Source organism: Pseudomonas sp. NFACC39-1, from assembly GCF_900110355.1.
Classification (GTDB): Bacteria; Pseudomonadota; Gammaproteobacteria; order Pseudomonadales; family Pseudomonadaceae; genus Aquipseudomonas; species Aquipseudomonas tehranensis.
This window is the reverse complement of record NZ_FODL01000002.1, coordinates 550,095-565,956: the sequence shown is the minus strand read 5'-3', so window position 1 is coordinate 565,956 and position 15,862 is coordinate 550,095. Positions and strand designations below refer to the sequence as shown.

The following is a 15,862-nucleotide window of genomic DNA, read 5'->3' as shown; positions in this document are numbered from 1 at the left end:
TGCGTCCGGCACAAATCCCTTGTGAGAGCGAGCCTGCTCGCGATAGCGGTGGGTCAGCTTGCCTCGATGCTGAATCCACCTACCGCGGCGGATAGTTCGCCAGGATCCGCGCAACCGTCTCACGCACTGCGGTGCTGCGATCCGTAGGATTGGGTGAGTTGCTGAGCATTCGTTCATCACTGCCCCGCCATACCAGCTTGCCGTCCTTGCCATCGAGCAGATCGATCTGCACCGTGGCGACCTTGTAGCTGACGTTGCGGGTTTCGTTGTACATCGGCCCGCCCCAATAGCCATTCCACGGGCTGCCCCAACCTCCGCCGTAGTTGGTCGTGATCTGTTGCTGGCGATCCTCGACGATCAGGTAAGCCTGGACCATCACATCCCCACGCCCGCCCGCCTGGGCCGGGCGCAGACCGCGCTGGTCGAGCTGATCGGCAACCGCCTGACGGATCCGCTGTTCGGTCAGGTCGCTCTTGATGCGCGGATCATCGGGGCGATATTGCAGCGCCGGCTCTTTCCAGCTCCAACTGCGATACGCGGAGAAATCCCGGCTGGTGTCAAAGTCGTGATTGACCGGGTTACCCGCACAGGCACTGAGCAACAGGGTAAAAGCCAGTAGAGCGAGACGGCGACACATGGTTTTTCTCCGTTGCGTAATCAACTTGGAGGATAAGCCGACAGGGCTTTTTCCACCGCTTCGCGAATGGCATCGGTGCGCGCGCTCTGACTGCCGCGCTGGCTGGTCTCGGCGCTGGAGCTCCACACCGGCTGACCATTACGGGCATCGAACAGGTCCACTCGTACCACCACGACCTGCTCCCGATAAGTGCGCACCACCGGCACCGAGTGATACATGCCATAGCCGGGGCCGTAACGGTCATAACGGTTGTAGCCGCCGTAGTAACCGGAATCATAGTCGTCCCGAACCTGACGCACGCGCGTTTCCAGGCGCAGGTCGGCACTGACGAACAGGTCGGCCGGGCGGTTGTCATGCAATGGACGCAGGCCGCGTTGATCCAGCGCGTTGCTCACCGCTTCAGCCACCTGGGCCGAGTCCGCCCAAGCGGTGCCCGGTGGCAGTCGCCCGTTGAGCCAGGCCCAACTGCGATAGCGTCCGTAGTCACGGGGTGGCGCGGGGTAAGCGCTGCGGTCAAACACCGTGGCGGCCTGCGGCGGCGCCGGAGGCAGCGGGTTAGACGTGGCGACATACGGGTTGCTGCCTTGGCAGGCAGCCAGTCCCAGGCACAACACCAACAACCCTGAACGACCTTTCATTTCGCGCTCCGATTGCTCTTTCAGATCAGAGGGGACGGCAGACCCAGTGCAGGTAACGCCCCAACCCGGCAAACGCCGGATGGCGGCGGTGAGCCAGCTCCATCTCCAGCAACTGCGCCAGCTCCACGCGGCCCTGGAACTCCACCGGCATGTAGTCATGGAAAACCCGCACGCCACTTTGAGTTTCGACCTGCCACAAGCCTTCAAGTTGCGCCGCCAGTTCCCGCGGATCAAGGGGTTGTTGCGGGGTCAGGCTCTGTTTTTCACCGGCCATGTCATTTTTGCGCAACTTGCGAAAATGCCCCTTGAGCAGGTTGCGATAAACCAGTGCGTCGCGGTTGTAGAACGCCAGGGACAACCAGCCGCCCGGGGCCGTGAGTTGATGCAGCACCGGCAGGATCGCATGGGGTTCGGCCAGCCATTCCAGCACCGCGTGACACAGCACCAGGTCGTAAGGCTCAGTGAGCTGGTCGGGCAGCGCCTGCCACGGCGCCTGCATGAACGTTGCGCTCTGACCGGCATCGGCGAACCGCTGACGGGCACCTTCGAGCATGGGCTCGGCTGGCTCGGCCAGGGTCACCTGATGGCCGCGTTCGGCCAGCCACAACGACATGTGGCCCAAGCCGGCGCCTATGTCCAACACACGCAACGGACGCTCAGGCAAGGCTTCAAGCAGATCGGCCTGCAGCACCGCCAGACGGATCGCACCTTTGGCCCCACCGTAGATTTTTTCGGCAAAACGCGTGGCGAGCTGATCGAAATGACGGTCGCTCATTGGCCGAACCGCCGCTCGCTGTCAGCCAGTTTGCTGCGCACCACGGCCTCCATATCCAACCCCAGTTCGCTGCACAGCAGCAACAGGTACAACACGATGTCACCGACTTCCTGCCCGGCGTGGGCCAGTTTGTCCGCCGGCAACTGGCGCGACTGGTCCTCGGTCAACCACTGGAAAATCTCCACCAGTTCGGCCATTTCCACACTGGCAGCCATGGCGAGGTTTTTCGGGCTGTGAAATTGCCGCCAATCGTTACGGTCACGAATGGCATGCAGGCGTTCGGTCAGTTCAACAAGGTTCATCGGGGTCTCCTGAATGCGCATAGCTTCGGGGGGATGACGAGGGAAGGCAAGCGTCTCGGTACGAAGCGGCGTTTTGCCCCATAATCGAACGATCTTGGCCTTGCGCCGCTCTTACAACCAGAAGCCCAAGGCTCGATTCCGATCTCTCTCATCAGGACGTACACATGCAGGTAGAAAGCTTTTTCGAATGGCTCGGCCAGGCGCTCGGTTCGGTGATCCGGTTTATCGTCGACCTGCTCAGCGGCCTGTTCAACACCCTGGCCAATGCCGGCGGCAACTTTGTCGATGGACTGTCGCGCACACTGGGCATGGACGCCTCGATCATCAGCATCCTTGCGCTGATACTCGGGCTGATGCTGCTGTACTCGGCGATTCGCGCCTTTATGCGGGCGTCGATCGTCATGGGGATTATCTGGTTGGTGCTGGGGTTGTGGCTGTTGAGCTGGATCATTCACTAGCACTAAGATCGTTCCCATCATAGAGCCCGCGCCAGACGCGGCACTCTGTGGCGAGGGAGCTTGCTCCCGCTGGACTGCGCAGCAGTCCCAAATTGGCCTGACGCGGTTTCCAGACAGACAGCGTCAGCCGGTTTTACGACGGCTTCGCCGCCGAGCGGGAGCAAGCTCCCTCGCCACAAGAGCAGGATGATCATGGCATTGCACTCAGCGATCCCCTGGTTTTCTGCTGATAAGCGTGCCCCCCTTTCTGCGTGGGAATGCTGCAATAACCCGCTACAATCGCGCTCCGTCAAGGAGCTCGCATGTCCAACCTGATCACCGACTGGCGCGACCGTCTTACCCACCGCCGGGTATGGGCGCTGGCCGCGCCGATGATTCTCTCGAACATTTCCGTGCCGCTGGTGGCGCTGGTGGACAGCACCGTCATCGGCCACTTGCCCCATGCTCATCAGTTAGGCGCGGTGGCGGTCGGGGCGAGCTTGTATACGGTGCTGGCCTGGGCCATGGGTTTCTTGCGCATGGGCTCCACCGGGTTCGCCGCCCAGGCCGCCGGGCGCGGGGATGGAGCGGCGTTGCGCCAGGTGCTGCTGCAAGGTCTGCTGCTGGCGATAGGGTTGGCGCTGGTGCTGGCTGTGGTCGGCGTGCCGTTGAGTGGCGTGGCGTTGCATTTCATGCAGCCATCCGCCGAGCTTGAGCAGTTGACCCGGGATTTTTTCCACACCCGACTGTTTGGCTTGCCAGCGGCGTTGGCCAGTTATGCGCTGGTGGGCTGGTTTCTCGGCGCTCAGAATGCCCGGGCGCCGTTGGCGATTCTGTTGGTGACCAACCTGGTGAACATCGCCCTGAACCTGTGGTTTGTGATCGGCCTGGACTGGGGTGTGACCGGTTCGGCCCGGGCGTCGGTGATTGCCGAGTGGACCGGCGCCCTGGTCGGCCTGATCCTGGCGCGCAACACGCTGCGGGCCTGGCCGGGGCAGATCGCCTGGACGGCCCTGGGGGTGTGGCAAAGCTGGCGTCCGTTGCTGGCGGTGAACCGGGACATTTTCATTCGCAGCCTGGCGCTGCAAGCCGTGTTCTTCCTGATCACGGTGCAAGGCGCGCGCCTGGGGGATGCGACCGTGGCAGCCAACGCGCTGCTGCTCAATGGTCTGCTGCTGACAGCCCACGCCCTGGACGGTCTGGCCCATGCCGTCGAAGCGCTGTGCGGTCACGCCATCGGCGCCCGCGACCGTCTGGCCCTGCGCCGCTCTCTGGTAGTGGCCTGCGGATGGTCATTGATTGCCAGCGTGGGGTTTGCCTTACTGTTTCTGCTCGCCGGCCACTTGTTCATCGATATGCAGACCAACATCCCCGACGTGCGCGACACCGCTTACCGCTACCTGCCGTACCTGGCGGCGCTGCCGTTGATTGCGGTCTGGAGTTATTTGCTCGATGGCCTGTTCATCGGCGCCACGCGTGCCAGGGAAATGCGCAACGGCATGCTGTTGACCCTGTTGCTGGTGTTGCCGTTTGCCTGGGTACTGCAAACGCTCGGCAACCACGGGCTGTGGATGACTTTCCTGCTGTTCATGGCCTTGCGCAGCCTGACCCTGGGTGCTTTCGCGTGGCGCATGCAACAGCGCGATAGCTGGTTCGGTGCAGGCGCCCATTAACCTTTTCAACCTTGATTGTCCTGCCATAGCCGCCGCAGGTGATCCAGGCGTTCGCGCTGCGAACCGCCTTTGAGCCCCGGCACGGGTCGGGCATCGGGGTATTGCAGGCGCAGCCATAACCAGTCGTCGAGTACCGGTCGTTCGGTAAACCCCAGCGTCAGCCCTTGCTGCAGGTCATCCCAGAGCAGACGGAAATCCCGCCCGGTAGAGCAAGACCACTGCCAGACGTGGCGTTCCAACAGACATCGCTGCAACTGACTCTGCTGCCAGTGGCTGAGACTGTGTTCGTTTTCCAGTGCCGGTACTGCCAGCCCCGGATTGGAGAGTTGCTGCCAGCCCTGGCTGCCGAGGGTCCTGTCGCCCCAGGTCCCGCCGAACCAGCGCACCAGGCTGATCGGCCCCAGCCAGCAACTGAGTTCCAGAGGATCGCAACCGTCGAAGAAATAGCTGGCCGTGTGCGGGTTGTAATAGTTCAGCAAGGCCTTGTGATGCAGGCCCAACGTCACCGTCAACATGCGCCGCAGATGCGCCAGTAATTGCGCATCTGACGCTCGGCTGACCAACAACAGCCCTGGCCAGGAGCCGGCATCCAGGTGACACAGGCTGGCCAGTGCCGGCGATTGCTGCAGATCCACCAGCAACGGACCATGCTCCCTCAGCTCGTGCAATTCGGTGCCTTCGAACAAGGCAAAGCGCCGGATCTCTGCGAACTGCTCCTGCAAACGCTGCGCGGCGTCCGGCGCACCTGGTACGTCGAGCAGCAGCCATTGCGGCGCTGATTCAGACATGGCGGCAGCACTCATGGAGCAGCGCCCGCGCCGAGCTGCGTGAGCATGCGGCAGGTACACAACGGCTGGCTACAGGGGTTGAAGCTGCCGCCTCCGGGCAACAGACACAACAGCACCAACGGCTCGGCGCTCTGGATCGCCGCCAACAGAAGCGGGTCGATGCCAGACGCCTCATGGACTGGTCGGGAGGTTTCACTCAGAAGCGACTCATCCCCTTCTTCCCGAGATGCCGGCGCGTCGAGCAATGCGCTGATCAATGGACGATCCGGGTCGCCCTCGATAAAACTCACCAGCACCTCGGTGCCCTTGCCAATGGCGTGCCCCCAAGCGGCCAGCTCAGGGGCCAACGGCAGCCAGCAATGACTGGGACTGGCGCCCTCCCCCTGATAGACCCAGTCGAACTGCACCGCCACTCGCCCCGCCACCTGCATCTGCGGCTCATCGACCGTGACCACCCAGCCGCGCTGCCGACTCGGCATGCGAGGTTTTGCCGCGACGCCGGTCGCCACGAACGGCCATCCCGCAGGAATGGCGCGAAAATGGTTGCCATATACGCCGGCCTGCGCGCGATGCTCGACTTTCGTCAACAGCCAGAGCTGGTTCCAGACTTCGACAGGATGCCCTGCCAGCGACAGCGTCCGGCCGCAATGCAACCCCATCAAATCGCTGCGGCCCAGGGCTACCTGCTCCCCCGAAACATCGCTTTGGACACGCCAGTTGCGCACCGCCGGAGCCGTTCCCTCGAGCCTGTAAAGCGTCTCGCCATCGGGTAGGGAATCGCCCGTGCTGTCAGCAAAAACCAGGCAATGCCCATCCCGAGCCTGCTCGAAATGGAAGTAAATGCCCGCCTCGGCGCATACGCGCTGGAGAAACTGCAGATCTGACTCTCGGTATTGGGTACAGAAATCGCGCAGCGGATAATCACCACTCAAAGCCAGGTACACCTGGCGTCCGGCAATGCCGTGGGCCTTGAGCACCTGGCGGATGATTTGCGGAACAGAACGGGCACTGAACACCCGTTGGCTGAATCGTTGCGCCAGGCACGCCAGCTTCGGCCCGATGCGTACCCGGCAACCAGCGCCCTGACGATGCTGGACAAGTTCGTGAATCTGCCCATGGATGCCCCGCCCCCCAGCGCCAAAACTCAACCAGACGCTGCGGTAGAGCAACCCGGCAAGGTCCAGGGGCGTATCGCCGATCAACAGCTCCACATCAAAGACAAAGGGTTCGCTGATGGCTTCGCTGCCCGTGAAGGCCACGACAACAAAGGACTCGGGCAGACCGGCTATCTCCAGACGAAATGACGGCTCGCTGGCTGGATCGGACATCGGCGTTTCTCTACAGGAGGGGCGGCTGAGGATTCTCGCTGAGAGCCATGGCCGAGTAGAGAGCCCAAATACAAGTTAGGAAAGGGACTACACGAAATGAGGACACCACCGGCTAAATGCACCCGTGTGCGGAAATAACAGCGGCACAAATAAAAACGCCCTCCGGGACTATCCGAAAAAACCCGCAGCACACGGTGTATTTTCTGACAGTCCCGGAGGGCGTTCAGGCCCCCATCAGGAAGACAGGTAGGACGACCGCGTCAGCCCCAGGCGCAGGGCATCCAGGAACTGGGTGCGCTCGGCGGCACTGATACGGGCGCTGGCGCACTTATCGCGGTAGTGGGTCATCAACTCCTCCGGCGACAGGTGCACGTAGCGCAGCATGTCTTCGATGGTGTCGTGGGTTTCGATACCGGCGTGGTACACGCTGCCGTCGGCATTCTGGTAGATGTTCACCGAATCGGTGTCACCGAACAGGTTGTGCATGTCGCCAAGGATTTCCTGGTAGGCACCCACCAGGAAGATGCCCAACAGGTAATCTTCGCCCGGATTGAGGGAATGCACCGGCAGGCTGGTTTCGATGCTCTGCTCGTCGACGTACTGCTTGATCTTGCCGTCGGAGTCGCAGGTCAGGTCTTGCAGCACGGCGCGGCGCAACGGTTCTTCATCGAGGCGATGCAGCGGCAGGATCGGCAGCACCTGCCCGATGGCCCAGGTGTCCGGCAGGCTCTGGAACACCGAGAAGTTGCAGATGTACTTGTCGGCGAGCTTGTCGTTGAGCTCATCTAGCACTTGGCGATGGGAACGCTGGCGGGCCTTCAACGAGTTATGCAGGCGACGGCACACGGCGAAGTAGCACTGCTCGGCCAGGGCTTTTTCGGCCAGGGTCAGCTTGCCGTCGGCGTACTGGGCGGCCACGTCACTCATGTAGTGGGTGGCGCGCCAGTAGGTTTCGGTGACCATTTCGATATCGGTCGGGCCCAGCAGGTCAACCAGCCATTGCACGGTCTCCGGCAGGCTTTCCTTGTTTTCGATCACCGGCACGTCGTCGTGGTGTTTCTCGACATCGGTCACCTGCACCACCAGCATCGCGTGGTGGGCAGTCAGGGAGCGACCACTTTCCGAGAAGATGTGCGGATGCGGCAGGCTCTGGGCATCGCAGAACTCCTTGAGCATGCCGACCACGACACCGGCGTAATCGTCCATGTCGTAGTTGATCGAACTGGCGTTGCGCGAGTGCGTACCGTCGTAGTCCACGCCCAGGCCACCGCCGACATCGATGTGATCCACCGGCAGGCCGAGGTTGCGCAGCTCACCGTAGTAGCGGATCGCTTCCTTGAAGCCATGCTGGTAGTCCGCCAGGTTGGCGATCTGCGAACCCATATGGAAGTGCAGCAGGCGGATGCCCTGATCCAGGCCAGCGGCGCGGAAGCGCTCGACCACCGACAACAGTTGCGCGGCAGACAAACCGAACTTGGACTTTTCGCCACCGGTGTCGGCCCACTTGCTCGACGCCAGGGACGACAGGCGCACCCGCAGGCCGACCTGTGGTTTGACCTTGAGCGACGCGGCTTCTTCGATCACCAGGCCGACTTCGGATTCTTTCTCGATCACGATGAAGACGTTATGGCCCAATTTCTGGCCCATCAGCGCCAGGCGAATGAATTCACGGTCCTTGTAACCGTTGCAGACGATAGTCCCGCCCTTGGGCGCCAGGGCCAGCACCGCCAGCAGCTCGGGCTTGGAGCCGGCCTCAAGACCGATGGAAACGTTCTGGGTGGCGATGATGTTTTCGATCACCGCTTCCTGCTGGTTGACCTTGATCGGATAGAGCGCGGTGTATTGGCTCTGGTATTCCAGGCGCGCGATGTTGCTGTCGAACGCACCGGTGAGCTGGCGCACGCGGTCTTGCAGGATGTCGGGGAAGCGCACCAGCAAGGGCAGCGACAGGCCGCTCTGGCGCAACTGGTCGACTTGCTCGAACAGGTCGATGGGTGAACTGCCTGGACCGTTCGGACGGACTTCGACGCGACCGGCGTCATTGATCGCGAAATACCCGGCCCCCCAATGGCGGATCCCGTAAACACTGCGGCTGTCCGCAACTGTCCATTGGCTGCCATCGTCTTTGCGTGTGCGTCGTACGGACATCGAAGTCCCCTATAAAGAAGTCAAAATGCACCATCCGGTAGGAGGCTGGAGCAGTCTAGAGAATGGAAATGACGATTTGCCTGTAAGCAAGGTAGACCCTGCTCCCAGCGCTGAGTTTAGAAACCCGTTCAGAACAGGCTCTGTGAAAACCATGTGGGACGACTTCGAACCGTGCTTTGTAGAAGGGGTTCGAATCAAACCGAGGGTGGTTTTCACAGAGGCTGCTAGCCGCCGGACTTTTTCGCCTTGAAGCCGTGTCTGGTCAGTTCCGCCAGCAGCAGCTCGACGTGATCGCCCTGGATCTCGATGATGCCGTCTTTCAAAGCACCACCGGTGCCACAGCGTTTCTTCAACGTAGTGGCCAGTTCCTTGAGCGCGTCCTCGGCCAACGGCACGCCAGTGATCGTGGTCACCGTCTTGCCGCCACGGCCTTTGCTTTCACGGCGCACGCGAGCGATACCGTCACCGGCAGCAATGGTGCTCTGTTTGCAGATGCAGGCATCCACCGGCTGGCGGCAATCAGGGCAATGACGACCGGCGTCGGTAGAAAATACCAGGCCGCCCAAGGCGGCGAAGGATGCGGCTTTTTTGGCCACCGGCAATCCTCTTGGGAGGACAAAGACTGGCCGGGCAAAAGTAAGTGCCCCGACCGCGAAGCCCCACTCAGGCAGGGGCAGCGCTACTGGATCGCAGACAGCGATTCAGCTTGAAAAGTCGCGCAGTGTAACGGCAAAAAGCCGACTTGCTAAGGGCCAATCGGCGCCAATTTAGCGCTTCTTTGCGACATCCTCGCCATGGGCTCGCAAATAGCGCTCAAGTGCCGCCAGAGAGTCCGGGCAGTAAGGCTTGTGCTGGATTTCATCGAGCACCTGGTCGACCGGCAGGAAACGCGCCTCGAGCACCTCTTCAGGTTGCAGGATCAGCGGCCCGTCCCACACGGCCGAGAACGCCGAGCACCACAGGCGACTGCCGCTGTCTTCGAAATAAAAATGGTCATGGGCCGTCAGTTCGACACCGCTCACGCCCAACTCCTCCGCCAGCTCTCGAGCCGCCGACTCGGCGTAGGTCTCGTTGGCCTGCACCATCCCGCCGGCCGCCACGTCCCAGAAGCCCGGATAGATCGCCTTGCTCAGGGTCCGCCGATGAACGCACAACTCACCGGCCGAATTGAACAGCATGATGTAGGAGCCGCGCCCGATCAGACCGCGCTCACGCAGGTCCGAACGCACCAGGCTGCCCAGCAGGTTGTCGTCTTTATCGACCCAAGCGATAAGCTCGGCATCCGAGGCCACTCGATGAGCGACCTCCCGCGGGCTTTCTTCCATCTCTCAGCCCTGGTTCAGCAATTGCCGCAAGTCGATCACCGCCGCGTTGGCGCGGGAAATGTAGTTGGCCATCACCAGCGAGTGGTTCGCCAATACACCGAAGCCGCTACCATTGAGGATCATCGGGCTCCAGACCGGCTCCTGGGAGGCTTCGAGTTCACGAATGATCTGCCGTACGCTGACCGTGGCGTTTTTCTTGGCCAGCACATCGGCGAAATCCACTTCGATGGCGCGCAGCAAATGCGACAGCGCCCAGGCCTGGCCGCGAGCTTCGTAGAACACGTTGTCGATCTGCATCCACGGGGTTTCGACCACCTCCTCGTCCACTTGCGGTACCTGGCCCGGCGCCGGGACTTCGGTTTTCAGTGAGGTGTTGAGCTTGACCCGACCCACGCTGGCCGACAAGCGCTGGGACAGCGAACCCAAACGAGTGCCGACATCGCCCAGCCAGTTGTTCAGGTTATCGGCGCGAGCATAGAACAGCGCGCTTTTCTGGTTCGGGTCAGACAGGCGCGCCTGATAGCGGCTCAGCAGAGCGATACCTTCCTGATATTCCGACTCGCTGGAAGGCAGCACCCAGCTGCGGTTATCGAAGTTGAAACGCGGTTCAGCCTTGGCCAGGTCGGCGTCCTCAGCGGACTGGGACTGGGATCGGGCGAAGTCCTTGCGCAGTGCGCGGCTCAGGTCGCGAACCTGCACCAGCACGCCATACTCCCAGCTCGGCATGTTGTCCATCCACAGGCCCGGCGGGAAACGGTCGTTGGAAATATAGCCGCCTGGCTTGGTCAACAGAGTCTCGGCCACGGTCTTGAGGGTCTCGACGGTGGTGTAGCCGAGCACCATTTGCCGGCCATTCTTCTCGGCGGCCGCCTGGGCGTTTTGCTGCACGGGAAACAGGTCGGGCTCCTGGCTCCAGTACCAGCCGACGGCAATGGTCACCAGCAGGTACAGGCCGATCAGCGTGGCCAGCGCCCGGCTGAAAAAAAGCCCACCCAGGTAGCTGCGGGTGGCCGATTTCGGCTCGGCGGCACGTTCAGGCGCGCTGCCCGCGCGGTTTTTCCAGTCCAGCATGGCGATGTCCCTTCAATCACTTGAGTTCACGGTTCGACCACAACCCTACGCCATCGTGCCTGATTTGAAACGCGATAATGCGGCGCAAATCATGCCGACCACGACAGGGCAATCGAACGGCCACTATAAAGGAAGCGCTGCCACCAGCCTACGAGACTGACCGGTCATAAACTGAATGCCCTCTCAAGACAGAATATTGACGTATGACACTCATGCCAATGAAAAGAGGTGCTAGCATAGAGCCACCAGTCGATCTCAGCATGCACCCTAACTAGTAGTCAGGATATGACCGAGCCAGAAGACCCCAGCCGTGAGCGCCTCAAGCACCACTTTGCCCAGCGGGTAATTCACCAGGCTCGCCAGATCCTGGAGATTTGGCAGCGCCTGCAACGCAGTGAATGGTCAGGCGTCGACCTGTCGGAGCTCAGCGAAGCCAACCTGCGCCTGCTGCGCTTTGCCGAGCGCTTCGAGCAACCGGAGCATTGCCAGCTTGCCCAGGGCATCAGTCAATCGCTGCAAGCGGTGGAAGCCAATCGTGGACGGCTGAGCAGCCACCTGATCACTGAAATCAATCGACTGATGCAGCGCCTGTCCCGCACCGGCCTGCGCCATGGCGATCAGCTCGAACAGACCTTCCTGCCGCCACTGCGCAAACCCATCTACGTGATGCTCCAGGACCATGACCGCGCCGAGCGGCTGGCCAAGCAGTTGGAGTTCTTTGGTCTGAGCGCCCAGGCCCTCGACAGCGTGGCGGCGTTCCGGGCCTCGATGGTCGAGCGCCTGCCGGCCGCGATAGTCATGGACGTGGACTTCAGCGGCCCCGGCATCGGCCTGAAACTGGCCGCCGAAGCCCAGGAAGGTCTGGAGCAGCCATTACCGCTATTGTTCTTCAGCCTGCTGGAAACCGACACGCCGACACGCCTGGCGGCGGTGCGCGCCGGCGGGCAGGAGTTTCTCACCGGCACTCTGGAAGCCTCGAGCCTGCTGGAAAAGATCGAAGTGCTGACCTGTGTTGCCCAGTATGAACCCTACAAAGTGCTGATCATTGATGACTCCCGTGCCCAGGCCTTGCACACCGAGCGCCTGCTCAACAGTGCCGGTATCGTCACCCGCACATTGATCGAACCGATCCAGGCCATGGCCGAGCTGGCGGATTTCCAGCCTGATCTGATCATCCTCGACATGTACATGCCCGCCTGCACCGGCACGGAGCTGGCGAAGGTGATCCGCCACAATGACCGCTATGTCAGCGTGCCGATCATTTACCTGTCCGCCGAAGACGACCTGGACAAACAACTCGACGCCATGAGTGAAGGCGGCGACGACTTCCTGACCAAACCGATCAAACCCCGGCACCTGATCACCACCGTGCGCAACCGCGCGGCCCGGGCGCGTAACCTCAAGGCGCGGATGGTCCGCGACAGCCTCACCGGTCTCTACAACCACACCCACATCCTGCAACTGCTCGAAGACTGCTGCTTCCGCGCTCGCCGCGAGGACAAGCCGTTGAGCTTTGCCATGCTGGACATCGACCATTTCAAGCGGGTCAACGACAGCCACGGCCACCCCATGGGCGACCGGGTGATCAAGAGCCTGGCGCTGTTTCTCAAGCAGCGGTTGCGCAAGACCGACTTCATCGGCCGCTACGGCGGTGAAGAATTCGCCATCGTCATGCCAGACACGGATATCGATGCGGCCTACAAGGTACTGGATGAAATCCGCCAGCGTTTTGCCGAAATTCACTACCCGGCGCAACCCCAGGATCTGTGGTGCACCTTCAGCGCGGGCGTGGTGCAGATGAGCGAAGAGTCCGACAGCCTGATGATGGCCAGCCAAGCGGACGAAGCGCTGTACCGCGCCAAGCACGCAGGGCGCAATCGGGTACAAAGCGCACGACAATCAAAGCAAAGTGCCACCTTTTCATCGGAATCCACCGATTCAGTCATAAACCTGTAACCCAAACGCAATAACTTCAAGCACTTACGATTCTGCCCTTGGTAGACCCTTGATGCGCCTGAAGCTGCTGACCAATCTCAATACCCTTCTTTTAGTTGCCGTGTGCCTTGGCCTGGCTTGCACCCTCTGGTGGTCGCAGATCGCCCTGGAGCGCCCCTATCTGTTGATGGAGCGCTACCTGAGCCTGTCGCGGCAGTTCCAGGGCGAGGTGGCGCGCAACATTGAGGATTACCTGGCCAGCGGCGACGCCTTGCGGCTTAGCGCAGCCACGGCGTCCCTTGAAAGCCTGCAAACAGAACTGGATCAATTCCCGCCTGAACTGGGCCAGACCCTACGCCCGAGCCTGTCGAGCCTCGATGACTTCAGCAGGACCGATCTGCTGGCGGCGGGTAAACTGGCCGGCGATCCCCAAGCCTTGCTGCTGCAGGCCGAACGAGAACTGAGCGCCAGCCTGGACCAACTCGCCCAATACGCCAATGGGGCCCCGGCTTACCTGCCCCCTTTGTTCGCCGCATCCCAGTACCTGGGCCGCTTGTCCCTCGCCCGGGACAAGCTGGTCAGCAGCGGACGCAGTGAACTGGCCGCCGATGTTGAACGGGAGTTGGCGAACATCCGCGTGCAGGCCGAAAGCCTCGACAACCTGCCGCTGTTGGGCGTGACGGACAGCAGTCAATCCGGCGGCGATGATTTTGCCGCGCTGATGGGCCTGGAGACGCAGGAAAAGGCCATCGCCGAAGACGCCGGCATCGCCCTCAAGCGCGAACTCAACAGCCTGCTCGGTCGCTACCCAGCCGAACTGGGGCGCACGCGCGCACTGATCCAGAAGCGCACGGAACTGAGCAGCGCCACGCACTTGAAAATCGCCGATGTGCAACAGGCGATCGATGCCATGGAATCGGCGGTTCGCGCCCAACATGGCCAGATCCAGGGCGAAGTCCGGCTGATTCAGGGGTTGATGATCGGCCTGATCCTGCTGATCGCACTGCTCATCGACACCATGCAGCGGCGCCTGGCCCGGACCTTGACGAATCTGGCACCCGCCCTGTCGACTTGGGCCGAAGGGGATTTCAGCCGCGACATTCATGTGGGCGCCAGCAACCGCGAGTTACAGGACATTCAGGCCTCGCTCAATCGCTTGCGGGCGTATCTGGTGGACCTGGTGGGCACCATTCGCCTGAACGCCGAGCAGGTCGCCGGCAGCAGCCGGGCACTGGCTGAACTGAGCGGCGAACTGCACAGCGGCGCCGAGCACCAGGCCGGTGACACGGCGCTGATCCGTGACTCCCTCAGCGAGCTGGAAGCGACCATTCAACAGGTGGCGGGTGACGCCAGCCAGGCCGCCAACGCCAGTCGCAGCGCAGGGCATGCCGTGGAACAGGGCCAGAAGGTCATCGGCCTGAGCCTCACCGGCCTGCATGCGCTGGTGGGCGAGGTGCAAGGCAACGCACAAATGATCGAACAACTGGCCGAGGAGTCGGCCACCATCGGCGGCGTGCTGACGGTGATTCGCTCGATTGCCGATCAAACCAACCTGCTGGCCCTCAACGCCGCCATCGAAGCCGCTCGCGCCGGGGAAATGGGCCGGGGCTTCGCGGTGGTGGCCGAAGAAGTCCGCTCCCTGGCCCAACGCACGGCAGGCGCCACTGCCGAGATCCAGACACTGATCGCCCGCTTGCAACTGGCCGCGCGCCAGTCGGTGGACGGCATGCGCGCTCAGGTCGAACACGCCGAAGCCACCGCCAACCAGGCACAAGCGGCCGACGGCGCGCTGGATAAAATCGTCGGGGCCATCCAGACCATTTCCGAAACCGCAGTGCGCATCGCCGACGTCACCGCCCAACAAAGCGGCGCCGTCAGCGAAATCCGCGACCATAGCGAGCGGATTCACCAATTGGGCGGGGACAACCTGCTGCGCATCGGCCAAGGGCGGGAACAGGGCGACAATCTACTGGTGCTCGGGGGACGGTTGCACACTGCCGTGCAGGCGTTCCGGGTTTAAGCCCCCAGCCCCCTGTGGGAGCGAACTAGTGGGAGCAAGGCTTGCCCGCGATGCAAACACCTCAGTGTAGCTGATAGACCGAGGCGATGCCATCGCGGGCAAGCCTTGCTCCCACAAGCTCCCACAGGGTTTAGCGCGGGCTCCTCAAGTGCGGTGACCGGATCAAGGAGCATGGTCACAAATTTCGCGCAAACATCGGTCATCGTGCTGGCTATTGCAGAGAACTGGACAGTCATAAAGGCTTTGCGGCATAGTCGCCGGGTTCTGACACCTGCTCACAGATAACAAGGAACAGCAGATGGCGACCCTATTGGTCCTGCACGGACCCAACCTGAACCTGCTGGGCACCCGCGAACCGGGCGTCTACGGGGCCGTGACCCTGGCCCAGATCAACCAGGACCTGGAACAGCGGGCCCGCAATGCCGGCCATCATCTGCTCTACCTGCAAAGCAACGCCGAATATGAATTGATCGACCGCATCCATGCCGCGCGTGGCGAAGGCGTGGACTTCATTTTGATCAATCCCGCTGCTTTTACGCACACAAGTGTCGCATTACGTGACGCGCTGCTGGCAGTGAGCATCCCATTCATCGAAGTGCATTTGTCCAACGTGCACAAACGCGAACCTTTCCGCCATCACTCCTACTTCTCCGATGTAGCGGTGGGAGTGATCTGCGGCCTTGGCGCCAGCGGTTACCGACTGGCCCTGGAGGCCGCCCTGGAACAGCTTGAAAAACAGGCAACAGCTTGAACAACAAGCGTTAAGCGCCCCTGACCGACCCTTG

At 61.9% G+C, this 15,862-nt stretch carries 15 protein-coding genes; 5 read left to right on the top strand and 10 right to left on the bottom strand.

The features are described 5' to 3' along the window. Window positions 1–79: 79 nt before the first annotated feature. Genes BMY45_RS06815 through BMY45_RS06800 form a run of 4 tightly spaced genes read right to left on the bottom strand, consistent with a single transcriptional unit; the run spans window position 80 to window position 2,352 of the window. Complete coding sequence (locus tag BMY45_RS06815; RefSeq protein ID WP_092395921.1) at window positions 80–637, bottom strand: DUF4136 domain-containing protein; 558 nt, start codon at window positions 635–637, stop codon at window positions 80–82. Window positions 638–657: 20 nt separating this feature from the next. After that, window positions 658–1,275: a DUF4136 domain-containing protein gene (locus tag BMY45_RS06810; RefSeq protein WP_092395919.1), complete on the bottom strand. Its 618-nt coding sequence runs from the start codon at window positions 1,273–1,275 to the stop codon at window positions 658–660. Between the two features lie 25 nt (window positions 1,276–1,300). Next, window positions 1,301–2,050 (bottom strand): methyltransferase, encoded by a 750-nt coding sequence (locus BMY45_RS06805; protein WP_092395917.1) that lies wholly within the window; start codon window positions 2,048–2,050, stop codon window positions 1,301–1,303. Beyond that, window positions 2,047–2,352: a MazG-like family protein gene (locus tag BMY45_RS06800; RefSeq protein ID WP_092395915.1), complete on the bottom strand. Its 306-nt coding sequence runs from the start codon at window positions 2,350–2,352 to the stop codon at window positions 2,047–2,049. The genes BMY45_RS06805 and BMY45_RS06800 overlap by 4 nt, the downstream gene beginning before the upstream one ends. Before the next feature lie 164 nt (window positions 2,353–2,516). On the opposite strand from BMY45_RS06800, the gene BMY45_RS06795 reads away from it, so the two are divergent. Further along, on the top strand, window positions 2,517–2,810 hold the full coding sequence (locus BMY45_RS06795) for a hypothetical protein (RefSeq protein ID WP_025211633.1): 294 nt from the start codon (window positions 2,517–2,519) through the stop codon (window positions 2,808–2,810). Window positions 2,811–3,112: 302 nt separating this feature from the next. Then, the gene (locus BMY45_RS06790) at window positions 3,113–4,462 is read left to right on the top strand and encodes an MATE family efflux transporter (protein WP_092395913.1); all 1,350 of its coding nucleotides are present in this window, start codon (window positions 3,113–3,115) and stop codon (window positions 4,460–4,462) included. A gap of 5 nt (window positions 4,463–4,467) precedes the next feature. On the opposite strand, the gene BMY45_RS06785 is transcribed toward BMY45_RS06790, so the two are convergent. The 6 genes from BMY45_RS06785 to BMY45_RS06760 form a co-directional block, all read right to left on the bottom strand. Beyond that, the gene (locus BMY45_RS06785; protein WP_092395911.1) at window positions 4,468–5,265 is read right to left on the bottom strand and encodes a DUF4123 domain-containing protein; all 798 of its coding nucleotides are present in this window, start codon (window positions 5,263–5,265) and stop codon (window positions 4,468–4,470) included. Then, window positions 5,262–6,578, bottom strand: coding sequence for a contractile injection system protein, VgrG/Pvc8 family (locus BMY45_RS06780; RefSeq protein WP_092395909.1), 1,317 nt, complete (start codon window positions 6,576–6,578; stop codon window positions 5,262–5,264). Before BMY45_RS06780 ends, BMY45_RS06785 begins: the two co-directional genes overlap by 4 nt. 234 nt (window positions 6,579–6,812) lie before the next feature. Continuing rightward, complete coding sequence (gene speA, locus BMY45_RS06775; protein ID WP_047227397.1) at window positions 6,813–8,726, bottom strand: arginine decarboxylase; 1,914 nt, start codon at window positions 8,724–8,726, stop codon at window positions 6,813–6,815. A gap of 224 nt (window positions 8,727–8,950) precedes the next feature. After that, window positions 8,951–9,322: a translation initiation factor Sui1 gene (locus BMY45_RS06770; protein ID WP_092395907.1), complete on the bottom strand. Its 372-nt coding sequence runs from the start codon at window positions 9,320–9,322 to the stop codon at window positions 8,951–8,953. 171 nt (window positions 9,323–9,493) lie between these two features. Beyond that, window positions 9,494–10,051: an NUDIX hydrolase gene (locus tag BMY45_RS06765; RefSeq protein WP_092395905.1), complete on the bottom strand. Its 558-nt coding sequence runs from the start codon at window positions 10,049–10,051 to the stop codon at window positions 9,494–9,496. A 3-nt stretch (window positions 10,052–10,054) separates the two neighbouring features. Further along, window positions 10,055–11,122, bottom strand: coding sequence for a DUF2333 family protein (locus BMY45_RS06760; RefSeq protein ID WP_092395903.1), 1,068 nt, complete (start codon window positions 11,120–11,122; stop codon window positions 10,055–10,057). 285 nt (window positions 11,123–11,407) lie between these two features. On the opposite strand from BMY45_RS06760, the gene BMY45_RS06755 reads away from it, so the two are divergent. From BMY45_RS06755 to aroQ, 3 genes are all read left to right on the top strand, one after another. Then, the gene (locus tag BMY45_RS06755; protein ID WP_092395901.1) at window positions 11,408–13,078 is read left to right on the top strand and encodes a GGDEF domain-containing response regulator; all 1,671 of its coding nucleotides are present in this window, start codon (window positions 11,408–11,410) and stop codon (window positions 13,076–13,078) included. 52 nt (window positions 13,079–13,130) lie between these two features. Beyond that, entirely contained in the window at window positions 13,131–15,077 is a 1,947-nt protein-coding gene (locus BMY45_RS06750) for a methyl-accepting chemotaxis protein (RefSeq protein ID WP_092395899.1), read from the top strand. A 298-nt stretch (window positions 15,078–15,375) separates the two neighbouring features. Then, window positions 15,376–15,828 (top strand): type II 3-dehydroquinate dehydratase, encoded by a 453-nt coding sequence (gene aroQ, locus BMY45_RS06745; RefSeq protein ID WP_018605716.1) that lies wholly within the window; start codon window positions 15,376–15,378, stop codon window positions 15,826–15,828. Window positions 15,829–15,862: the final 34 nt, after the last annotated feature.

Excerpts from the sequence above, each read along its gene's own strand:
- BMY45_RS06815 (WP_092395921.1), bottom strand. The coding sequence starts at position 637 with ATGTGTCGCCGTCTCGCTCTACTGGCTTTTACCCTGTTGCTCAGTGCC.
- BMY45_RS06810 (WP_092395919.1), bottom strand. The coding sequence starts at position 1,275 with ATGAAAGGTCGTTCAGGGTTGTTGGTGTTGTGCCTGGGACTGGCTGCC.
- BMY45_RS06805 (WP_092395917.1), bottom strand. The coding sequence starts at position 2,050 with ATGAGCGACCGTCATTTCGATCAGCTCGCCACGCGTTTTGCCGAAAAA.
- BMY45_RS06800 (WP_092395915.1), bottom strand. The coding sequence starts at position 2,352 with ATGAACCTTGTTGAACTGACCGAACGCCTGCATGCCATTCGTGACCGT.
- BMY45_RS06795 (WP_025211633.1), top strand. The coding sequence starts at position 2,517 with ATGCAGGTAGAAAGCTTTTTCGAATGGCTCGGCCAGGCGCTCGGTTCG.
- BMY45_RS06790 (WP_092395913.1), top strand. The coding sequence starts at position 3,113 with ATGTCCAACCTGATCACCGACTGGCGCGACCGTCTTACCCACCGCCGG.
- BMY45_RS06785 (WP_092395911.1), bottom strand. The coding sequence starts at position 5,265 with ATGAGTGCTGCCGCCATGTCTGAATCAGCGCCGCAATGGCTGCTGCTC.
- BMY45_RS06780 (WP_092395909.1), bottom strand. The coding sequence starts at position 6,578 with ATGTCCGATCCAGCCAGCGAGCCGTCATTTCGTCTGGAGATAGCCGGT.
- speA (WP_047227397.1), bottom strand. The coding sequence starts at position 8,726 with ATGTCCGTACGACGCACACGCAAAGACGATGGCAGCCAATGGACAGTT.
- BMY45_RS06765 (WP_092395905.1), bottom strand. The coding sequence starts at position 10,051 with ATGGAAGAAAGCCCGCGGGAGGTCGCTCATCGAGTGGCCTCGGATGCC.
- BMY45_RS06760 (WP_092395903.1), bottom strand. The coding sequence starts at position 11,122 with ATGCTGGACTGGAAAAACCGCGCGGGCAGCGCGCCTGAACGTGCCGCC.
- BMY45_RS06755 (WP_092395901.1), top strand. The coding sequence starts at position 11,408 with ATGACCGAGCCAGAAGACCCCAGCCGTGAGCGCCTCAAGCACCACTTT.
- BMY45_RS06750 (WP_092395899.1), top strand. The coding sequence starts at position 13,131 with ATGCGCCTGAAGCTGCTGACCAATCTCAATACCCTTCTTTTAGTTGCC.
- aroQ (WP_018605716.1), top strand. The coding sequence starts at position 15,376 with ATGGCGACCCTATTGGTCCTGCACGGACCCAACCTGAACCTGCTGGGC.